The organism is Aquibacillus sediminis (assembly GCF_005870085.1).
Classification (GTDB): Bacteria; Bacillota; Bacilli; order Bacillales; family Amphibacillaceae; genus Aquibacillus_E; species Aquibacillus_E sediminis.
In genome coordinates, this window is record NZ_SZNM01000006.1 from 41,834 (window position 1) to 62,140 (window position 20,307).

The 20,307-nt window shown below is 38.1% G+C and carries 16 protein-coding genes and 3 riboswitches; of the genes, 15 read left to right on the plus strand and 1 reads right to left on the minus strand.

What is annotated here, in order from left to right:
- Positions 1 to 268 precede the first annotated feature (268 nt).
- The 10 genes from FCI53_RS08445 (at position 269) to FCI53_RS08490 (ending at position 14,289) form a co-directional block, all read left to right on the plus strand.
- Positions 269 to 1,231, plus strand: a complete 963-nt coding sequence (locus FCI53_RS08445) for a tRNA dihydrouridine synthase (protein WP_138418020.1) — start codon at positions 269 to 271, stop codon at positions 1,229 to 1,231.
- 223 nt (positions 1,232 to 1,454) lie between these two features.
- Positions 1,455 to 2,417 carry a DMT family transporter gene (locus tag FCI53_RS08450; protein WP_138417795.1) on the plus strand — a complete coding sequence of 321 codons (963 nt, stop codon included), beginning with the start codon at positions 1,455 to 1,457 and terminating at the stop codon, positions 2,415 to 2,417.
- 112 nt (positions 2,418 to 2,529) lie between these two features.
- The gene (locus tag FCI53_RS08455; protein ID WP_138417797.1) at positions 2,530 to 2,988 is read left to right on the plus strand and encodes a Dps family protein; all 459 of its coding nucleotides are present in this window, start codon (positions 2,530 to 2,532) and stop codon (positions 2,986 to 2,988) included.
- 180 nt (positions 2,989 to 3,168) lie between these two features.
- Positions 3,169 to 4,542: a TrkH family potassium uptake protein gene (locus FCI53_RS08460; RefSeq protein ID WP_138417799.1), complete on the plus strand. Its 1,374-nt coding sequence runs from the start codon at positions 3,169 to 3,171 to the stop codon at positions 4,540 to 4,542.
- Between the two features lie 31 nt (positions 4,543 to 4,573).
- Positions 4,574 to 5,941 (plus strand): TrkH family potassium uptake protein, encoded by a 1,368-nt coding sequence (locus FCI53_RS08465; protein ID WP_138417801.1) that lies wholly within the window; start codon positions 4,574 to 4,576, stop codon positions 5,939 to 5,941.
- 438 nt (positions 5,942 to 6,379) lie between these two features.
- A complete protein-coding gene (locus FCI53_RS08470; RefSeq protein ID WP_138417803.1) occupies positions 6,380 to 7,339 on the plus strand; it encodes an AAA family ATPase in 960 nt (319 codons plus the stop codon).
- Positions 7,340 to 8,605, plus strand: coding sequence for a DUF58 domain-containing protein (locus FCI53_RS08475; protein ID WP_138417805.1), 1,266 nt, complete (start codon positions 7,340 to 7,342; stop codon positions 8,603 to 8,605). It begins immediately after the preceding gene.
- Entirely contained in the window at positions 8,605 to 10,824 is a 2,220-nt protein-coding gene (locus tag FCI53_RS08480; protein WP_138417807.1) for a transglutaminase TgpA family protein, read from the plus strand. Before FCI53_RS08475 ends, FCI53_RS08480 begins: the two co-directional genes overlap by 1 nt.
- Before the next feature lie 79 nt (positions 10,825 to 10,903).
- Positions 10,904 to 11,005: riboswitch (purine riboswitch) on the plus strand.
- Between the two features lie 142 nt (positions 11,006 to 11,147).
- Positions 11,148 to 12,668 (plus strand): glutamine-hydrolyzing GMP synthase, encoded by a 1,521-nt coding sequence (gene guaA / locus FCI53_RS08485; RefSeq protein WP_138418022.1) that lies wholly within the window; start codon positions 11,148 to 11,150, stop codon positions 12,666 to 12,668.
- A 93-nt stretch (positions 12,669 to 12,761) separates the two neighbouring features.
- Positions 12,762 to 12,863: riboswitch (purine riboswitch) on the plus strand.
- Between the two features lie 121 nt (positions 12,864 to 12,984).
- Positions 12,985 to 14,289, plus strand: coding sequence for an NCS2 family permease (locus tag FCI53_RS08490; RefSeq protein ID WP_138417808.1), 1,305 nt, complete (start codon positions 12,985 to 12,987; stop codon positions 14,287 to 14,289).
- A 318-nt stretch (positions 14,290 to 14,607) separates the two neighbouring features.
- On the opposite strand, the gene FCI53_RS08495 is transcribed toward FCI53_RS08490, so the two are convergent.
- A complete protein-coding gene (locus FCI53_RS08495) occupies positions 14,608 to 15,045 on the minus strand; it encodes an Hsp20/alpha crystallin family protein (RefSeq protein ID WP_138417810.1) in 438 nt (145 codons plus the stop codon).
- Positions 15,046 to 15,824: 779 nt separating this feature from the next.
- On the opposite strand from FCI53_RS08495, the gene FCI53_RS08500 reads away from it, so the two are divergent.
- The 5 genes from FCI53_RS08500 to purB all read left to right on the plus strand — a co-directional run bounded on the left by FCI53_RS08500 (position 15,825) and on the right by purB (position 19,891).
- Complete coding sequence (locus tag FCI53_RS08500) at positions 15,825 to 16,418, plus strand: DUF2179 domain-containing protein (protein WP_138417812.1); 594 nt, start codon at positions 15,825 to 15,827, stop codon at positions 16,416 to 16,418.
- Complete coding sequence (locus tag FCI53_RS08505; protein WP_138417814.1) at positions 16,366 to 16,611, plus strand: NETI motif-containing protein; 246 nt, start codon at positions 16,366 to 16,368, stop codon at positions 16,609 to 16,611. The genes FCI53_RS08500 and FCI53_RS08505 overlap by 53 nt, the downstream gene beginning before the upstream one ends.
- Positions 16,612 to 16,722: 111 nt before the next feature.
- A riboswitch (purine riboswitch) is annotated at positions 16,723 to 16,824 on the plus strand.
- A 141-nt stretch (positions 16,825 to 16,965) separates the two neighbouring features.
- Entirely contained in the window at positions 16,966 to 17,457 is a 492-nt protein-coding gene (gene purE / locus FCI53_RS08510) for a 5-(carboxyamino)imidazole ribonucleotide mutase (RefSeq protein ID WP_138417816.1), read from the plus strand.
- Complete coding sequence (purK, locus tag FCI53_RS08515; RefSeq protein WP_138417818.1) at positions 17,444 to 18,580, plus strand: 5-(carboxyamino)imidazole ribonucleotide synthase; 1,137 nt, start codon at positions 17,444 to 17,446, stop codon at positions 18,578 to 18,580. Before purE ends, purK begins: the two co-directional genes overlap by 14 nt.
- An 18-nt stretch (positions 18,581 to 18,598) precedes the next feature.
- Positions 18,599 to 19,891: an adenylosuccinate lyase gene (purB, locus tag FCI53_RS08520; protein WP_138417820.1), complete on the plus strand. Its 1,293-nt coding sequence runs from the start codon at positions 18,599 to 18,601 to the stop codon at positions 19,889 to 19,891.
- Positions 19,892 to 20,307: the final 416 nt, after the last annotated feature.

A 20,307-nucleotide genomic window follows, 5' to 3' on the forward strand; every position in this document is an offset into this window, starting at 1 on the left:
TTTTAATTTCGTTGCTTCAAATTTAATAAATTCCCGGGTTTTCCATAATCTCCCGGGGTTTTTTATGTTTAAAACAAGGTGCTGTGCCATGCTCCAGGTCATCTTAACTTACTCGATTTTCTTTGAACTTTTTATTTGTTATATTATTGTGTGTGTAATAAATTATAGTTTGTTAAAAACTATTTAATAAAGGTATAAGTGTGAAAGAACTAGGTTTTTTAAGTTAGGATCAAGTAGACCTTATATCATAATGAGAGGAAATATATATATGAATAAGATAGATAATTTTTGGCATGACTTACCACGGCCATTTTTTGTACTGGCACCAATGGAAGATGTGACAGATGTTGTTTTCCGTCATGTAGTAAGCGAGGCGGCTAGGCCTGATGTGTTTTTTACAGAGTTTACAAACACGGAAAGTTATTGTCATCCCCAGGGGCGCGATAGTGTGCGTGGGCGCTTGACTTATACAGAAGATGAACAACCAATTGTTGCCCATATATGGGGGGATAAACCCGAGTATTTCAGGCAAATGAGTATTGGAATGGCGAAAGAAGGTTTTCGCGGTATCGATATTAATATGGGCTGTCCTGTACACAATGTGGCTGCGAATGGGAAAGGATGCGGTCTAATCCGTCGCCCAGAAGTTGCTGCAGAGCTAATTGAAGCTGCTAAAGCAGGGGGATTGCCCGTCAGTGTGAAGACGAGACTTGGTTACACGGATGTAGACGAATGGCGCGACTGGCTTACCCACTTATTGAAACAAGACATCGTGAATCTTTCTATTCATCTTCGTACTAAAAAGGAAATGAGTAAAGTCGATGCGCATTGGGAACTAATCCCAGAGATTAAGAAGCTTCGTGACGAGGTGGCGCCAGATACACTGTTGACGATCAATGGGGATATTCCTGACCGTCAAACAGGCTTGGAACTCGTTAACAAATACGGTGTAGATGGGGTTATGATTGGGCGAGGTATTTTTAATAATCCATTTGCCTTTGAAAAAGAGAAGAAAGATCATAGCAGTATGGAAATGCTCGATCTCTTAAGATTGCATCTCGATCTCTATGATAAATATACAAAGTTAGAACCCCGTCCATTCAAACCTCTCCGTCGCTTTTTTAAGATATATGTTAAAGGATTTCGAGGGGCGAGTGAATTAAGAAATCAATTGATGGAAACAGAGTCAACAGATGAAGTACGTGCATTGCTCGATAATTTTGAGTTATAAAATGTTGATCGTACGGGGCGCAATGTCTGGATACAAGGTGAAAATGAAGTGGGACTGTTAAGTTGTCTAAAGAAGCAGAGACCTAAAGGGGTTCCTGCTTCTTTTTAATGGTGTAATCCTTCAATAAATTACCACCGAAAAGGGTAAACACATCATTTGCTTCTCCTATGACAATGCCGTATTATATGCTTATTTGAATTCATAGATTTAGGAGATGACATAGATGAAAGGGATATTCCAAAATAAATGGTCCGTCATAGCAATAGCGGTCTTTTGTTCGATTTTATGGGGGAGTGCTTTTCCAGTCTTGAAAGTAAGTTATGAAGAATTGCAAATGGCTCCAGATGATACGATTGCTAAAATTGTCTTTGCAGGCGGTCGATTTCTACTAGCTGGCCTGATTGTTTTGGCGTTCCTATTAATTTCGAACCCAAAGCAGATCAAGATCACAGCAAAACAATTATTAGTACTAGTGATCTTGGGGCTAGTACAAACGACATTACAATATTATTTCTTTTATAATGGCTTGGCGAAAGTTTCTGGTATGCAAGGTGCCATCTTGTCTTCAAGTGGAACATTTTTTGCGGTGCTTCTCGCGCATTATTATTACAAAAATGACCGAATGAATTGGCAAAAAACGGTGGGTCTGATTGCTGGTTTTTCAGGAATTATTATTGCGAATTGGGGACAAGCTTTTCAATTTAGTTTCACATTAACTGGTGAAGGGTATATGATACTAGCGGGAGTTACTAGTGCAGTAGCTACAATAATGGCAAAAGAATTGGCAACAGGAATTCATCCGTTTGCCATTACTGGCTGGCAATTAACACTAGGAGCAACGATTATGTTGTTCATAGGTCTCCCGCAATTAAGTGAGGGTGCCATCGTTTTCACACCGTTTGGTTGGGGCTTGTTTATTTATTCGGCATTTCTGTCCGCGGCTGCGTTTGCGCTATGGTATTCGATGTTGAAATTCAACAATGCAGGTGAATTAAGTATGTACAAGTTTATTGTTCCTGTATCCGGTTCGATGCTATCTGCACTGTTTATTCCTGGTGAAAGACTGGATTGGTTTATACTTGCTGCGATTGGATTAGTTGCAGTTGGAATTATTGTCGTGAATTACCGTTCGAAAACAGCTGTTTCGCAAAAAGAACTATCGCGATCAGCAACAAATGCTTCCTAGATGCAAAACATCAATGAACCTGGATGGAAAAAATGTGATACTAATCACAGAATGTAAGGTTAAAAAGTAGTAGGGTAGAGTTGAGGAAATATTATCCAAGGGAGTGTTGATAATGGAAAATACATCTGTTATTGAAAATGTTCAATTAACCGAAATATTGAATCAACAATTAGCAAATTGGAATATTATGTACACAAAACTACACAATTATCATTGGTATGTAAGTGGGAAAGATTTCTTCACGCTTCATGAAAAATTTGAGGAACTTTACAATGAGGCAGCGCAGTATATCGATGAAATTGCAGAAAGAATTTTAACAGTGGATGGCAAACCATTGGCAACATTAAAAGAGTATTTAGACAAAGCGACAATAAGCGAAGCAACTTCCACCGAAAGTTCAGAGGAAATGGTTGCATCCATTGTGAAAGACTTTGAAATTATTATTCAAGATGCACAGGACGTTGTCCGCGTAGCAGAGAAAGACGATGATGAGGTTACTGCTGATATGTTTATTGGCTTACAAGCATCCCTGCAAAAGCATCGTTGGATGTTAGAAGCTTATTTAAAATAGTAAATGGAATGATGGATCTGGCTCCTAAATAGGGGTCAGATTTTTTTCTTAAAAAATTCACTTGCAATCAAATCAGCAAATGATTAATATATGGTATTAGGTATGTAAGATAGTAGAGTGGTTACATAGAAAAAATGAATATCACATTTAAATGTCCATTTAACCGAAGATGAGAGAGTGATGAAATTGATCAAAAAAATCTCACGTGAAAACAAATCGTTTAAAGATCTATCTCCTGTTCATCTTATTGTAACTTTTTATATGGTGGCAGTCAGTTTTTCGACATTATTATTAAGCCTCCCATATTTCCATAAGCCAAATGTAGACCTATCTTTCGTAGATTTGTTATTTACTGCAATCAGTGCAATAAGTGTAACGGGGCTCACAGTTGTATCGACTGCTGAAACGTTTAACGCTTTAGGCAAAATTGCCTTAACGTTTGTACTGCAATTCGGTGGTATCGGAATTATGACGTTAGGAACGTTTCTTTATATTTTATTTGGTAAAAAAATTGGCTTAAAAGGTAGACAGTTAATTAGAACAGATCAGAATCAAAATAATTTATCTGGTTTAGTAAAATTAATGTTAAAGATCTTACAAATTATTATTGTGATCGAAATTATCGGAACGATTATACTTAGTACCTATTTTTTAACTTATTTTGATACTTGGCAAGAAGCATGGTTGCAAGGTTTCTTTGCCGCGATTAGTGCAACCACAAATGCTGGGTTTGATATTACTGGATCTTCCTTAATTCCATTTGCACATGACTACTTTGTTCAATTCATTAATATCGTGTTGTTAATCTTAGGTGCAATTGGCTTTCCTGTATTAATTGAAGTGCAAGAATTGATAAAGGGGAAACCTAATGCAGGAAGTAAGTTTAGGTTTTCATTATTTACCAAAATAACAACGATTACTTTCTTTGGCTTACTGCTAGCAGGATGGTTTTTAATTTATTTGTTTGAACGGAATGCTTTTTTTGCTGATAAGTCATGGCATCAGACATTTTTTTATAGTTTGTTTCAGTCTGTAACAACTAGAAATGGTGGATTAGCAACGATGGATGTTAGTGACTTTTCTGTACCAACATTAATCGTCATTTGCATGCTTATGTTCATTGGTGCATCACCTAGTAGTGTGGGTGGTGGAATTCGAACGACGACGTTTGCGATTATGTTATTAACGATATATAACTTTGGGAAAGGTAATACGTCGATTAAAGTTTTCGATAGAGAAGTTGACCCTGAGGATATTATGAAATCCTTTGTCGTCATTACGACAGCTATTTTAATATGTGCGATGGCTATTGTTTTTCTAACCTGGACAGAAGATCTCCCGACACTTTCCATTGTATTTGAAGTATCATCTGCGTTTGGTACAACAGGCTTATCGATGGGAATTACTTCAGAATTATCACTTATTGGTAAATGTGTTATTATGTTTTTAATGTTTGTTGGTAGAATTGGAATTTTTTCTTTTATCTTTTTACTAAGAGGAAAACAAACAAAGGATGTTTATCATTATCCAAAAGAAAGAATAATAATAGGATAAGTATCATTATGGGGTTCTAAGGGGTTCAATTATGAATTTATTTTCTAAGGAATTTAAACTATCTAAACAATTATCTACCATCCATTTAATTGTCATGTACTATTTATTAGCAATAGCTGTATCTACGATCTTATTAAGTGTACCAATATTTCATCAACCCAATGCTGATTTAACCTTTTTGAATACATTGTTTACCGCGGTAAGTGCAATTAGTGTAACAGGACTTACGGCTGTTTCGATACCGGATACATTTAATACCTATGGCCAACTTGCCATCACTGTTGTTTTGCAGTTAGGTGGTATTGGAATTATGACGCTAGGTACATTTATTTGGATACTTTTGGGAAAGAAAATTGGGCTAAGGGGTAGACAATTAATAAGGATTGACCAAAATAGTAAGACACTATCAGGTCTAGTGAAACTGATGTTAAAAATCTTCACCATTGTATTAACGATTGAATTGGTTGGTACAATTATTCTTAGTGTTTATTATTTAACATACTTTGATAGTTGGCAAGAAGCGCTGATGCAAGGGTATTTTGGTGCGGTAAGTGCCACTACAAATGGTGGTTTTGATATTACAGGTGCTTCTTTAATACCGTTTGCGGATGATTATTTTGTTCAATTTGTTAATATTATGTTAATTATTCTTGGTGCAATCGGTTTTCCGGTTCTAATAGAAGTGCAGGAGCTGTTAAAAGGGATTAACAAAAGTACCAATGAAAAATACACATTTTCATTATTCACGAAGTTAACAACTTTTACATTTATGTGTCTTGTGCTTGGTGGTTGGTTATTAATTTATTTACTTGAAAGAACGCAATTCTTTGCGGATAAAGCATGGCATGAAACGTTTTTCTACAGTTTATTTATGTCTGTAACATCTCGAAGTGGCGGATTAACAACGATGGATGTAAATGAATTATCAATGCCAACATTATTATTATTAGCGTTGCTTATGTTTATAGGTGCTTCACCTAGTAGTGTAGGTGGCGGGATTCGAACAACGACATTTGCTATAATGTTGTTATCCATCTATAACTATGGAAAAGGAAATACAAATATTAAGGTCTTTGGAAGAGAGATTGAGCCTGAGGATATTACTAGGTCATTTATTGTTATATCAACAGGTGCTATGCTATTTGTTACCTCAACAATAGTATTGGCTTCTACAGAAAACTTTCCTATTATAGCGATTATTTTTGAAGTGGCGTCTGCATTTGGTACGTGTGGTTTGTCGATGGGGATCACACCAGACCTTTCTACATTTGGAAAATCGGTGATTATGGCATTAATGTTTATTGGTCGAATTGGAATATTCTCTTTCGTCTTTTTAATTCGAGGCAAAGAAACAAAAGATGTATTCCATTATCCGAGAGAGAAAGTGATTATTGGGTAATATTAAGACCGTATCTAAGTCGTGTATAGAAGACAGTTCCACTGGATTCTTAAGAGAGCGTAAGTCGGTAAACGAAAAGTGAGAATAGCAAAAAATTGAGACTGGGACATAACGTTTTAGTCATGTTAAAACCCGAACGATGGTTGGAAAGTCTACCAACCATTCGTTCGGTTTTTTTATTGTTGATCCCGATACTTGATAATAGTGGGAGAAGTGCAACATAACGGAATGAGGAACCGCGCAAAAGAAGTAGTGGATCGAGTGAGGCTATTTTAAGAAAATTAATTGAAAAGTAGTCAAATCTGTATCCAGCGATCTAAGTTCCGCCAAATAGTCGTTTTCCATTTCTAACCGCTTGGTTCGCGCTCCTTACCTGTAGTATAGTTATAGTATGTATGTGTGCTGACACATTTAAAAATGGAAGGGGTTAAGTTAAACATGCAGCATAGTTATTTGAACAACTCCAAGATTCGTGATGTATTAGAAAATGTGAATAAAGTTATGGTTGGAAAACAAGAAGAAACAACGTTAAGTTTGGTCGCACTGTTGGCGCAAGGCCATGTGTTACTAGAAGACGTTCCTGGTGTTGGGAAGACGATGTTAGTTAGATCGCTTGCCAAGTCATTAAACTGTGAGTTTAAGCGAATCCAATTCACCCCTGACTTATTACCTTCAGATGTGACTGGAGTCTCGATCTATAACCCTAAGGAACTAGAGTTTGAGTTTCGGGGTGGACCGATTTTAGGAAATATTGTGTTAGCAGATGAAATTAATCGAACCTCTCCAAAGACCCAATCTTCGTTGCTTGAGGCAATGGAAGAAACGAGCGTTACAGTTGATGGAAATACCATAAACCTTCAGCAACCTTTTTTTGTAATGGCAACACAAAATCCGATTGAGTATGAGGGAACCTATCCATTACCAGAAGCACAGCTTGACCGTTTCTTGCTTAAAATGAAAATGGGCTATCCAACCAAGGAACAAGAGTTAGAGATGCTTCAAAAAACGTCTGATCAACATCCAATTGAACAAATACAAGCAGTTATGACAAAAGACGAACTAATTGCACTGCAAAACGAAGTGAAGACTGTATTTATTGAGTCTAGTATTCAACAGTATATCATCCAGTTGATTTCTGAAACTAGGACCCATCCATCCGTTTATTTGGGGGTAAGCCCAAGAGGATCGATTGCATTAATGAAAGCAGCTAAAGCCTATGCATTAATCGATGAACGTGATTACGTCATTCCTGATGATGTGAAGTACTTAGCCCCATTTGTTTTAGGTCATCGTATCCTGCTAAATTCCGAAGCTAAGTTTGAAGGGGTCACACCGGAACAAATTATTAGTGAATTGTTAGCGAGAGTATCTGTTCCAGTTAGAAAGGAATTCCAGTAAATGCTGCGATCGATAGGAACAGTCTTTAAACTGTTGCAGCTGATTGTTCTTTTTGGTTTATTGTTTTCCTATGCGATGTTTCAAGGGGGATTTGTGAGCTGGTTTTTATTTTACAGTTTTTTACCTTTCATGGTTTACATGGGGCTGTTTGTCTTTTATCCAGTTTCCAAATGGGATGTTGTTCGAAATGTAACACAAGATACGACATATGTTGGGGAACAAATTTCCGTTGAAATAAAGATCCATCGACGAATGCCATTTCCAATTTTTTATTGTTTGGTAGAAGACTTCTTACCGGGATCCCTCCAGCAAAAAGGGACGAATAGAAATAGTTATCATCATTTTGATCAAAGCAAAGAACGATCTGAAACGAGAAAAGTGAAAAAAGTGTTTTTTCCATGGTTTAAACGAAAAATTCATTGTACCTATTTGTTAACTGATGTACCTAGAGGGGAACACGAGTTGCATGCTATTCGTATTAAAACGACTGATTTATTAGGATTCATCAAAAAAGATTATGTATTTGAAGTGGAGGATTCTTTATTAGTTTATCCAGCTTATCGTGATGTCGTCCGCACCGAAAGCATGACGAGCAAACAAACAGGAACAGCTCCTTCGAACACGCTAGATCAGCAACAAACGAATATGGTGACGAGTATTCGAGAATATGTGCCAGGGGATCGATTTTCTTGGATTGATTGGAAGGCAACTGCGAGGAAAGGTGCGATGATGACGAAAGAGTTTGAACAGGAGAGAAGTTCGGAAAGTTTGGTAATTGTTGATGGTGTCGCCTATCCAGGGCTAAATAAACTAGCATTTGAAGCGTCTGTAGAACTTTCTCATTCCTTGATTGAAGCTTATAAACATCAAGCCTCTACATTATCTTTTTTATCAATAGGGAAGGAAGCGGTCTGGTTTTCTGGACAACAGGGTGCTGGGCAAACGACCGCATTGAAAAAATTTTTAGCTAAAGTGGAGCCGAGCGGTGATGTCCCTTTCCCGCTACAACTATCACAACAAGCTAAACGGATTGAGCAAGGGTCGACGATTCTATTAGTGATTACTTATCTCGATGAGTCGATGCAACAAGCTATTATGCAACTAAAGCAAAAAAGCAAACAAGTGATAGTATATATCATTCAACCAGCTTCAACCATAAGTGAACAACAGACCCGATTGATGTATCAATTACAAGTTCAAGGTGTTCGTGTGAATGTGCTAACAGAGGAGCAGTTAATCCAAAAAGAATTTGAGGTGAACATGTAATGGATCGTTCGTCTTCAAATTATCAAACGGTAATCTATCAAACTATTATTTACTTTTGTGGTTTTATTTTATTTTGGGAATGGCTCAGGCCTTTAGAAGAAGTGTCAGATACAGGAAGTCTTTCGGTTTTTATCACTTTTGCTGCTTTTTGTTTCTTTCTTTCTTTGTTACGACTACGTTGGTGGTGGTCGATCCCTTTAAAGTTGGCAGGGGTTATCCTTATTATTGATGGCTTATTTATTTCAGAGCGTTTATTTAGCTCATCGTGGTTTTATGTGATCGCAATCCATGTACGTGCGAATATTGAGTTCATGTGGAACGAGCAATGGACGGAAATGACTTCTTTATTTAGAAGTTTATTATTTTTAGTGTTAATTTGGCTGATGATTTATTTATTATACTATTGGTTTGTGGTAGTAAAGCGTGTATTCTTCTTTGTGTTACTTACGATGATTTATCTTACCTTATTGGATACATTTACGATGTACCAAGCCAATGCTGCAATTGTTCGTACTTTTATCGTTTCTGTTATTGCTTTAGGTATGTCTAGTCTCCTAAAAGAAATGGACCGAGATGCAAATACGACATTTCAACGTAATCATTTCGTTACTTGGATCTTACCATTTACTGCTGTTGTATTATTTGCTGTGATGATAGGTGTTTTTGCACCAAAACTGGAGCCGCAATGGCCAGATCCAGTACCATTTATAACGAGTACAGCAGAAAATGCTGGCATGGGAGATGGTACTGGTAGAAATGGATCGTTGCAAAAAGTAGGGTATGGGGAAGATGATTCCAATCTAGGTGGTTCGTTTGTTCAAGATGATACTGTTGTTTTTGAAGTAGCAGCCCAAGAAGAGCACTATTGGCGAATAGAATCAAAGGACAGGTATACCGGTAAGGGGTGGGAACGAACTTCGGACCTTAATTATCAGTCCCAAGATGGTTCAACTATCCATATGCAAATGGTTGATGATTCAGTGCAAACAACGGAGCAAATGGCGCTGGTCAACTTCACTGATACGAACGATTTTGACAAGTTTGTCTATCCATATGGAATAGGGGAGATTGTCAGTGATGAATCTGGTGTCCAATATCTACTAGATCAGGAAACAGGTACGATCAAAGCAGATAATGATAGTCCATCTACCGCTTATGATCGTTATCAAGTGAATTATCAATACCCGTCCTATTCACTAGATCAATTAAGGGCAAACAGTGAACAAGGTGCTGATCAGATTGAGGAACGTTATTTACAATTACCTGAAGATCTACCTGAACGAGTCTACGATCTAGCTGCACAGGAAACGGAAGATGAAGACTCACGGTATGATAAAGTCAAAGCGATTGAAAGTTACTTCAGATATAATGGCTTTCGTTATCAAACGGAAAATGTGGCGCGACCGAGTGAAGAGCAAGATTATGTTGATCAGTTTTTGTTTGAAACAAAAGTCGGTTATTGTGATAATTTCTCTACTTCCATGGTTGTCATGCTTCGTACATTAGGTATTCCTGCTCGATGGGCAAAAGGCTTCACTTCAGGCGAACAACTGATGCAACAACCAGAGGGCGTACCTGAAGGGTTGGATGTTTATCAAGTGACGAATGCTAATGCCCATTCCTGGGTAGAGGTTTATTTTCCAGAAGTTGGTTGGGTTCCATTTGAACCGACTCAAGGTTTTTCGAGTCCTGTAGATTTTTATCAAGAAACTTCAGCACCAGAACAATCAGAGGAAGAAATTGATCGTGAAGGTGGGGAAGAGGAAGAGCAAGAAGATCAAACGGAACAATCATTGACTGAAGAGGAAGATCGTGATGATGCTGCGGTGTCAGGACAAAATCAACGAACTTTAATACCTTGGTTTTGGGTGATCATGACAATTAGTCTAGCTATAATAAGTATTGTTTTATATATGACTAGACTTCGTTGGCGAGCATGGATGCTTATGCGAAGTTACCGAAACAATTTAACAGAACAAAATTTTCAAGCAATCTATCATCATTTGCTGAAAGTGCTGGATCATAAAGGGATAAAAAGAGGCCAAGGACAAACGTTACGTAGTTATGCCAAAGATGTTGATAGCCAGTTAGCAACAACGGACATGAGTCAGCTTACTTCTTATTATGAACGGTTACTTTATGGGAATGGTAATGAAAAGATGGATTCTCATAAGACGCAAGAGTTGTTAGAAAATTTAGTTAAACGAGTATTGTCTTGACCTATTAGAACTAGGTTGATAGAATGAGATAAATTTTAAAAATATGTTCAAGATTTGTCGAAAGTTATGCTTAGAACTACAACTTAATAGTGATAACCTTCATATATGCTCAATAATACGGGTTGAGCGTTTCTACCATGGTACCGTAAATACCTGGACTATGAAGGTGGGAATGTGTGATCTTTTTCTATACTGTTTCCACCTTCATATTTGTGAAGGTGGATTTTCTTTATTGTATATGAAATGATAGTTCTAAATTTCGTTCTCTAGAATAGTGAAGCTATTAAAATAAGGAGTTGGGTGGATTGGACGTTAATAACGAAATGATTTTAGTGTTGGACTTTGGTAGTCAGTATAATCAGTTAATCACAAGACGGATTAGAGAATTTGGTGTATATAGTGAGTTGCATTCCCACCGATTAACTGCCGAACAAATAAAGGGGATGAATGTAAAAGGAATCATCCTATCAGGTGGCCCGCATAGTGTGTATGATGAAAATAGTTTCCGCTGTGATGAGGAAATATTTAATCTTGGCATCCCGGTGTTAGGAATTTGTTATGGAATGCAATTGATGACACTGCATTATGGAGGCGAAGTAAGTAGAGCGAAAGATCGAGAATACGGAAAAGCGGATATTACACTTGAGCATGATCCTATATTATTCAAAGATACTCCGCGTACGCAAACAGTTTGGATGAGTCACGGGGATAAAGTGTTGGAAGCACCAGCAGGATTTACGGTTGATGCTACCAGTTCCTCTACGCCTGTTGCTGCTATTAGTGATGATGACCGCAAATTTTACGGCGTACAATTCCATCCTGAAGTTCGGAATACAGAATATGGTAATCATTTGTTAAATCAATTCGTGTTTGATGTTTGTGGTTGTAAAGGCGATTGGACAATGGAAAACTTCGTTGACCAGGAAGTAGAAAAAATCCGTGAGCAAGTTGGCGACAAAAAAGTGCTCTGTGCTTTAAGTGGTGGTGTTGATTCTTCAGTAGTAGCTGCTTTAATCCATAAAGCAATCGGCGATCAGTTAACATGTATCTTTGTCGACCATGGCTTATTGAGAAAAAATGAAGCAGACACGGTGATGGAAACGTTCCGTGATGAGTTCCATATGAATATTATCAAAGTCGATGCACAAGATCGGTTCCTTAACAAATTAAAAGGTGTTTCCGATCCGGAACAAAAACGAAAAATAATCGGAAATGAGTTTATTTATGTGTTTGATGATGAAGCAGACAAGTTAAAAGATATGGACTTCTTAGCACAAGGAACATTATATACAGACATCGTCGAAAGCGGAACAGAAACAGCTGAAACGATTAAGTCACACCATAATGTCGGTGGCCTGCCAGAAGACATGCAATTTGAATTGTTAGAGCCATTAAACACATTATTCAAGGATGAAGTACGCGCATTAGGAACAGAGCTAGGCGTTCCAGATGACATTGTGTGGAGACAACCATTCCCTGGACCTGGCCTAGGTATTCGCGTATTAGGTGAAATTACCGAAGAGAAAGTAGAAATGGTACGTGAATCAGATGCAATTTTAAGAGAAGAAATTAAACTTGCTGGATTAGATCGCGACATCTGGCAATACTTTACCGTTCTTCCAGATTTCCGAAGTGTTGGCGTAATGGGAGATGCTAGAACATATGATTACACGATCGGAATACGTGCTGTCACATCGATTGATGGCATGACTTCAGATTGGGCAAGGATCCCTTGGGATGTATTGGAGAAAATTTCAACGAGGATCGTTAATGAAGTTGAACACATTAATCGTGTTGTCTATGATGTGACAAGTAAGCCACCTGCGACAATTGAGTGGGAATAAAATCCGAACGTTTTGTTTATGGAAATCAAAAAACATTCGTTTTTAGTCTTGACTGATTGCAAGGTCATTAGTATGATAAAGATGTACTCATTATAAATAGAAAAATAAAACCGTCGTATAATTTTGGGGATATGGCCCATGAGTTTCTACTGGACTACCGTAAATGGTCTGACTACGTTGGTGAATTGCAATTGATATTTAACATTATGTTAACCTTGCAATTTCCCTATCGTGTGTCATGGTAGCACTCTTGGACTTGTCCAGGAGTGCTTTTTTTATGTGATCGATCAATCGACGGAAAGAAGGGGAGAGTCTTATGAAGAAGTATTTTCAGTTTGAGGAGTTGGGAACAAATTATCGTCAAGAATCAATGGCAGGTTTAACAACGTTTCTTGCAATGGCTTATATTTTATTCGTAAATCCAGACATGTTGTCTGCAGCAGGGATGGATCAAGGGGCTGTGTTTACTGCAACTGCACTTGCAGCCGCACTTGGTACACTCATTATGGGTGTTTTTGCCAAATACCCGATTGCACTCGCTCCTGGTATGGGATTAAATGCTTTCTTTGCTTTCACAGTTGGTATCGCTTGGGAAATTCCTTGGGAAACAGCGTTAGCAGGGGTACTAGTATCTGGAATTATCTTTATTTTTTTAACTGTTACAGGGTTGCGTGAAAAAGTCATTAACGCCATTCCGGTAAATCTTAAACTAGCCGTTGGTGCTGGTATTGGTTTGTTTATTGCATTCATAGGATTTCAAAACGCTGGAATTATTGTTGGGGATGATGCAACCTTACTTGCTTTGGGAGATTTAACTGCTGGTCCAACATTACTAGCTGTTTTTGGTGTTTTTGTTACGGTTATTCTTCTTGCTGCGAATGTAAAAGGTGGCGTATTCTACGGGATGATTATAACAGCAATTGCTGGAATGGTCGTCGGTCAAATTGATCCACCTACTGGTTTGGGTGATATTGTAGGTCCTGTACCAAGCTTGGCACCTACATTTGGGCAAGCATTCCTACACATGGGTGATATTTTTACGATTCAAATGTTAGTAGTTATTCTAACCTTCTTATTCGTCGATTTCTTTGATACTGCAGGTACATTAGTTGCGGTAGCTTCAAAAGCAGGATTAATGAAAGATAATAAGCTTCCACGTGCAGGAAGAGCTTTATTCTCAGACTCGGCTGCAACTGTTGTTGGTGCGGGATTAGGTACTTCAACGACGACATCTTTTGTAGAGTCTACGACAGGTGTAAGTGCTGGTGGTCGAACTGGTTTTGCATCGATCGTAACAGCTGCTTTATTCTTGCTTGCGCTTATTTTTTCACCGTTATTGGGGATGGTTACATCATCTGTTACGGCACCAGCATTAATCATTGTTGGGGTGTTAATGTGTTCATCCTTAAAAGATATTGAATGGGATCAATTTGAAGTGGCAGTACCAGCTTTCTTGACTGTTATTAGCATGCCGCTTGCGTATAGTATTGCAACAGGTATCGCAATTGGTTTCGTATTCTATCCTGTCACAATGGTTGTAAAAGGAAAAGTGAAAGAAATTAACCCAATTATGTGGCTGTTGTTTGTGATCTTTATTTTATATTTTGTTTTCTTAGCTTAATAGATTATAAGCGAATAAGGTTAATAGCATGCCGTTTAGCGGTATGCTATTTTTGTTTTACAGTGAGCGTTTTATAAGCGAAATATCAATAGAGGAATATATATCCGATTAAGGAGTGGCAGCGGACATTTGGTTCGTTAATTGCTCCGAAAAAAGGGTTTAGGCGCCGTTTGCGGACATTTATTCCTTTATTTGCGCAAAAAATGAACAAATCGACTATGAATCTGGTCAAATAAGGCAATGTCCGTCCTACCGTGTAAATAGCGCTGAATTGAAGAAATAAGGTACCAAATGTCCGCTCTGTCCAAAAAATAGAACTTAATCATCATCTTCTAAATTTTGGATCTGTAATTTATTTTTGTGTTTGCTGTCACTTATTAGCCGATGTAGCTGAATGACTAGTAAGCCGTGTTGATAGGTAGCATTAATTTTATCATTGCGAACAGGGTATGGAAGATCTACTTGTCTTTCGAAAACCCCTTGCAATATTTCATCTTTAATCACTTGCCCACCAGCATGATTAAGATCAATCATTCCTTTTAAATGTAAGGAGGCATAATCAACAAACACATCAATCTTTTCTAAATCCTTTACACCTGGTAAATTAACATAGCAAATCAACTCATTTTCAAATTGATATAAATTAACTTGAGGCATTGGTGGTTTTAATACATCCTCAAATTCACTCCAAAAATTCTCACCAAAAAACGAATCCATATTCTTTTTCCATTCCCCCATGTTACGAAACGGATCCATTAAATTACCTCCTAATAAAAAAATTAGAATTGCGACGTAATAACATGTGCGGTATAGTGTATGCATGTTTTTTTTATAGGTGAGTATCTTGATAAGGGTTAAGTTGGAAATCCATGGTTATGAAATGTGCTTTGAGGGGAAAATGAATGAAAAGCTGTTGTTTTTTAGAAGATTATTGTTTTGTTGCAATAAATATAAAAACTGACGTTGTTTTAACTGAGTTTATACCTAATTTATGTTGGATGTAATAATAGGGGGAAGTTTCAGCAATATTCAATGCTCATATCTGTCGAGAGAGCCCTTGTCACGACAGTTCCAGTAAAAAAAAGGGCTCGAAACTGTCGAGAGAGCCCTTGTCACGACAGTGTCCCGGTAAAAAATAGAGCCCGTAACTGTCGAGAGAGCCCCTGTCACGACAGTTACAGCAAAAAAAGAGCTCGAAACTGTCGAGAGAGTCCCTGTCACGACAGTTCCAGTAAAAAAAAGAGCTCGAAACTGTCGAGAGAGCCCCTGTCACGACAGTTTCGGCAAAAAAAAGAGCTCGAAACTGTCGAGAGAGCCCTTGTCACGACAGTTCCGGCAAAAAAAATGAGCTTGAAACTGTCGAGAGAGTCCCTGTAACGGTAGACTCAGCAATATTAAAACCACGAATTCTACCAAGAGCCTTTCAAAAAAATGCTGTTACGAGAATGTATGCATGCATATTTTAAACACTGCGCACAATAGAGCAGCCAAACGACCAAAGAGTCAAAATAAAGCAAAGTTAGGGAGGAACACCATTGTTAGATAATGCACTCACGATGATTGCTATCATTCTTACGATAAATATCGTATACGTATCACTTTCAACCATTCGTATGATCTTAACCTTAAAAGGTAAAAGGTATGTTGCGGCCGGAATTAGTATGTTTGAAATTACAATTTATACCGTCGGGCTAGGGTTAGTTCTAGACAATTTAGATCGGATTGAGAACTTAATTGCCTATGCTGTAGGTTATGGGATTGGTGTTGTGGTTGGTTCTAAGATAGAAGAAAAATTAGCATTAGGTTATATTACAGTCAATGTTATTTCAAGTGATCCAGGTATTGAATTTACTAGAAAATTGCGAGATAAAGGATATGGTGTGACAAGTTGGTATGCTTACGGGATGGAAGGTGACCGGCTGGCGATGCAAATACTGACACCAAGAAAATATGAATTGAAATTATATGAAACGATAAAGGAAATTGATCCTAAAGCATTTATTATCGCTTATGAACCAAAACAAATTCGTGGAGGCTTCTGGGTAAAACAGGTAAGGAAAGGGCGTTTGTTTAAAAATGAAAAGAAAAAAGCAACACAAACAACAACAGAACAACAAGCAAAAGAATAAGAAGCGATTTGAACTACAAGATGGGGAATCAATTGATCAATGTTTAGATCGGATAAAATCACAAGGGTATACACCAATTCGAAGAACAGAACAACCAATATTTCAAGAAGTGGAACAAAACGGGGAAGTTTCCTATCAACCCCATGGAAGAAAGATTATATTTGACGCAGTTTTGAAAAAAGGCGAACAATAAATCGGACATTATTAAAAATGTTCGATTTTTTGTTGCGATATCTGTGAAAAATTGTTATGATTAGTTTGAAATAAGTTAGTAAAAAAATCTGACAATAATATTGAAAATCGTATAATGCTTTAAAGCATACCTCATATAATCTCGGGAATACGGCCCGTAAGTCTCTACCCATCTACCGTAAATGGATGGACTATGAGGGGGGATGGATCATTGTGTCATGTAAAACAATGATGTTTGATATGCATAGATTGTTAACTGCCTATTCATCTTCTCTCATTTTATGGGGAAGGGAATAGGTATTTTTTTATATTTAAAAGTTGTTTGAATCTATTAAATGGAAAAGAGGGATTCTCTATGGCAGGTGTCGGTGTCATTATGGGGAGTATTTCGGATTGGGATACAATGGAGCATACGTGTGATGTGTTGCAACAATTAGACATCCCTTATGAAAAGCAAATTATATCTGCGCACAGAACACCAGATGATATGTTTCGATTCGCAGAAGAGGCGAAAGACAAAGGGTTAAAAGTTATTATTGCTGGAGCAGGAGGAGCGGCGCATTTACCTGGCATGGTTGCAGCGAAAACAACACTTCCTGTTATTGGTGTCCCTGTTCAATCCAAAAGTCTAGACGGTTTAGATTCGTTATTATCGATTGTGCAAATGCCGGGAGGAGTTCCGGTTGCTACAGTAGCGATTGGTCGTGCAGGTGCTAAAAATGCGGGGATCTTAGCTGCGCAAATCTTAGGTTCATTTGACGAAAATGTGTCGAATAGATTAGTGGATTACCAGAATCAAATGAAAGAAAAAGTGACAGAAATGAGGGATCAACTTGCCACAAAATAAGGTGTTACCTGGAAGCACAATAGGGATTATTGGTGGCGGACAGTTGGGACGAATGATGGCAACAGCCGCTAAACATTTAGGTTATCGCATTGCGGTATTAGACCCTACACCAAACTGCCCAACAGCACAGGTTGCAGACGAACAAATTGTAGCGGCCTATGATGACCTAGAGGCGGTCGGACAACTTGCAGATACAAGTGATGTCATTACCTATGAGTTTGAAAATGTTGATCTCGAAGCAGCGCGCTTGTTAGAAACGAAAGGCATGTTACCACAAGGGGCAGACTTACTTCGGATTACCCAAGATCGTGAACAGGAAAAACGAATGATGGCGGAGAACGAGCTGCCTATTTCCCCATTTGCGATTGTTCATAATCAGGAAGAATTACAGCAAGCAATCCAACAAAAAATCGAATTACCGGTAGTTGTCAAAACCTGTCGAGGTGGATATGACGGGAAAGGTCAGTTTAAAATAGAAAATGAAACAGACATAGAAGGTGCAAGTGAGTTTGTAATGAAAAACAAACGTTGTATTGTAGAGAAGTGGGTGCCATTTGAGAAAGAAATATCAGTTATCTTTACCCGATCCCAAAATGGTGAGATTTCTCTTTTTCCGGTTGCTGAAAATGAGCATAAAGACCATGTGTTACATCAAACAATCGCACCTGCTCAAATAAGTGAAACAGTCAAGCAAAAAGCGATAGCTGCAGCGCGAACAGTTGCCGAGGGTATAAATGTGGTCGGGACTTTCGCAATCGAAATGTTTGTCCAACGTGAGGAAATTTATTTAAATGAAATGGCACCGCGGCCACATAATTCAGGCCACTACACGATTGAGGCTTGCAATGTCTCCCAGTTTGAACAGCACATACGAGCGGTTTGCGGGCTTCCGTTATTACCTGTATATTTTCACGGTGCAGCAATCATGCTCAATTTGTTAGGGGATGATGTCGACTATTATACAAACAATCTGGATGTCGTATCGTCTGCACATGTTCATGTCTATGGTAAAGGGGAAGTAAAGCCAAAAAGAAAGATGGGGCACCTTACATTTGTTGGAACACAAATTCAGCAGCTTCAACAGTTAGTTACTCAGCAAACAAAACAGCACATAACAAGTTAAGTCTAGGAGGAAATCGTTATGATAGGTCGTTACACACGAGAAGAAATGGGAGCGATTTGGACGGAAGAAAACAAATATAATGCCTGGCTAGAGGTTGAAATTTTGGCATGTGAAGCATGGAGTGAACTAGGCATTATCCCAAAAGAAGACGTTCAAAAACTAAGAGAAAATGCTTCATTTGATGTGAATCGTATTTTAGAAATCGAACAGGAAACAAGACATGATGTGGTCGCATTTACTAGAGCGGTATCTGAGACACTTGGTGATGAAAAGAAATGGGTGCATTACGGGCTTACTTCTACTGATGTAGTTGATACGGCACTTTCTTATCTATTAAAACAAGCGAATGATATTATCCGACAAGATGTAGAACGTTTTATCGAAATTTTAGCAACGAAAGCACAGGAACATAAACATACAGTCATGATGGGAAGAACCCATGGTGTTCATGCGGAGCCAACAACATTTGGGTTAAAAATGGCGCTCTGGTATGAAGAAATGAAACGTAATCTAGAACGTTTCAATGCGGCAGCAAAAACGATTGAAACAGGTAAACTTTCTGGAGCGGTTGGAACGTATGCCAATATTGATCCATATGTAGAGGAATATGTCTGTGAAAAACTCGGTTTAAGCCCTGCGCCTGTTTCCACACAAACATTACAACGTGATCGTCATGCGCAATATGTTTCAGCGCTTGCTTTAATTGCGTCATCGATTGAAAAATTTGCGACAGAAATCCGTGGTTTACAAAAAACGGAAACAAGAGAAGTAGAGGAGTTTTTCGCTAAAGGACAAAAAGGATCGTCTGCAATGCCACATAAACGTAATCCGATTGGCTCAGAAAATATGACAGGGATGGCACGTGTTATTCGTGGGCATATGGTGACAGCTTATGAGAATGTTTCCCTATGGCATGAACGTGATATTTCTCATTCTTCAGCGGAACGTATCATTTTACCGGACTCAACGATTGCTCTGAACTATATGTTAAATCGCTTTTCCAACATTGTGAAGAATCTAACCGTATTCCCTGAAAATATGAAAGCTAACATTGGCAAGACATACGGCGTTATTTTCTCTCAACGTGTATTGCTTTCTTTGATTGATAAAGGAATGAGCAGAGAAGAAGCGTACGATATTGTTCAACCAAATGCAATGAAAGCATGGGAAAATGGCATTCCGTTTAAAGAATTAATCGAATCCGAATCGAAAATTACCGAAACATTGACAGCAGAAGAAATCGAAGCATGCTTTGATTACACGTACCATTTGAAAAATGTTGATCGTATATTTGACAAAATAGGATTATAAGTGAGCTTAGTTGAGGCTTGTTCTCAAACATAGATTTTGAAATGTTAGATAGAAACTTTGACGTAATAAAGGCGAAATAACGGAATGAGATACCGAATCGAAAGGGAAAGAGGATCGAGGTTCCGCTACTTCTCGAAAAAGAGTCTAAAAACAGAGCAATCCGGTTCGTGATTCCGTTATTAGTGTGAAAAGAGGCTAAAGTCGCTAGGAAAAAGGCAAATAGCGGAATGAGGATCCGCTTAATGCCTTAAAAAGGGGTGTTTTTGCGGAATAGCTGAATGAGGGACCGCATCCAAAGGTGAAGGGGATCGAGGTTCCGCTATTTCTCTGAAAAAGAGCCAAAAGCGCTGAATTATTCCTTAGTACAGATAGTCTCATAGCATAATAAATGTTATGTCGGAGTTTTTCTCAAATGT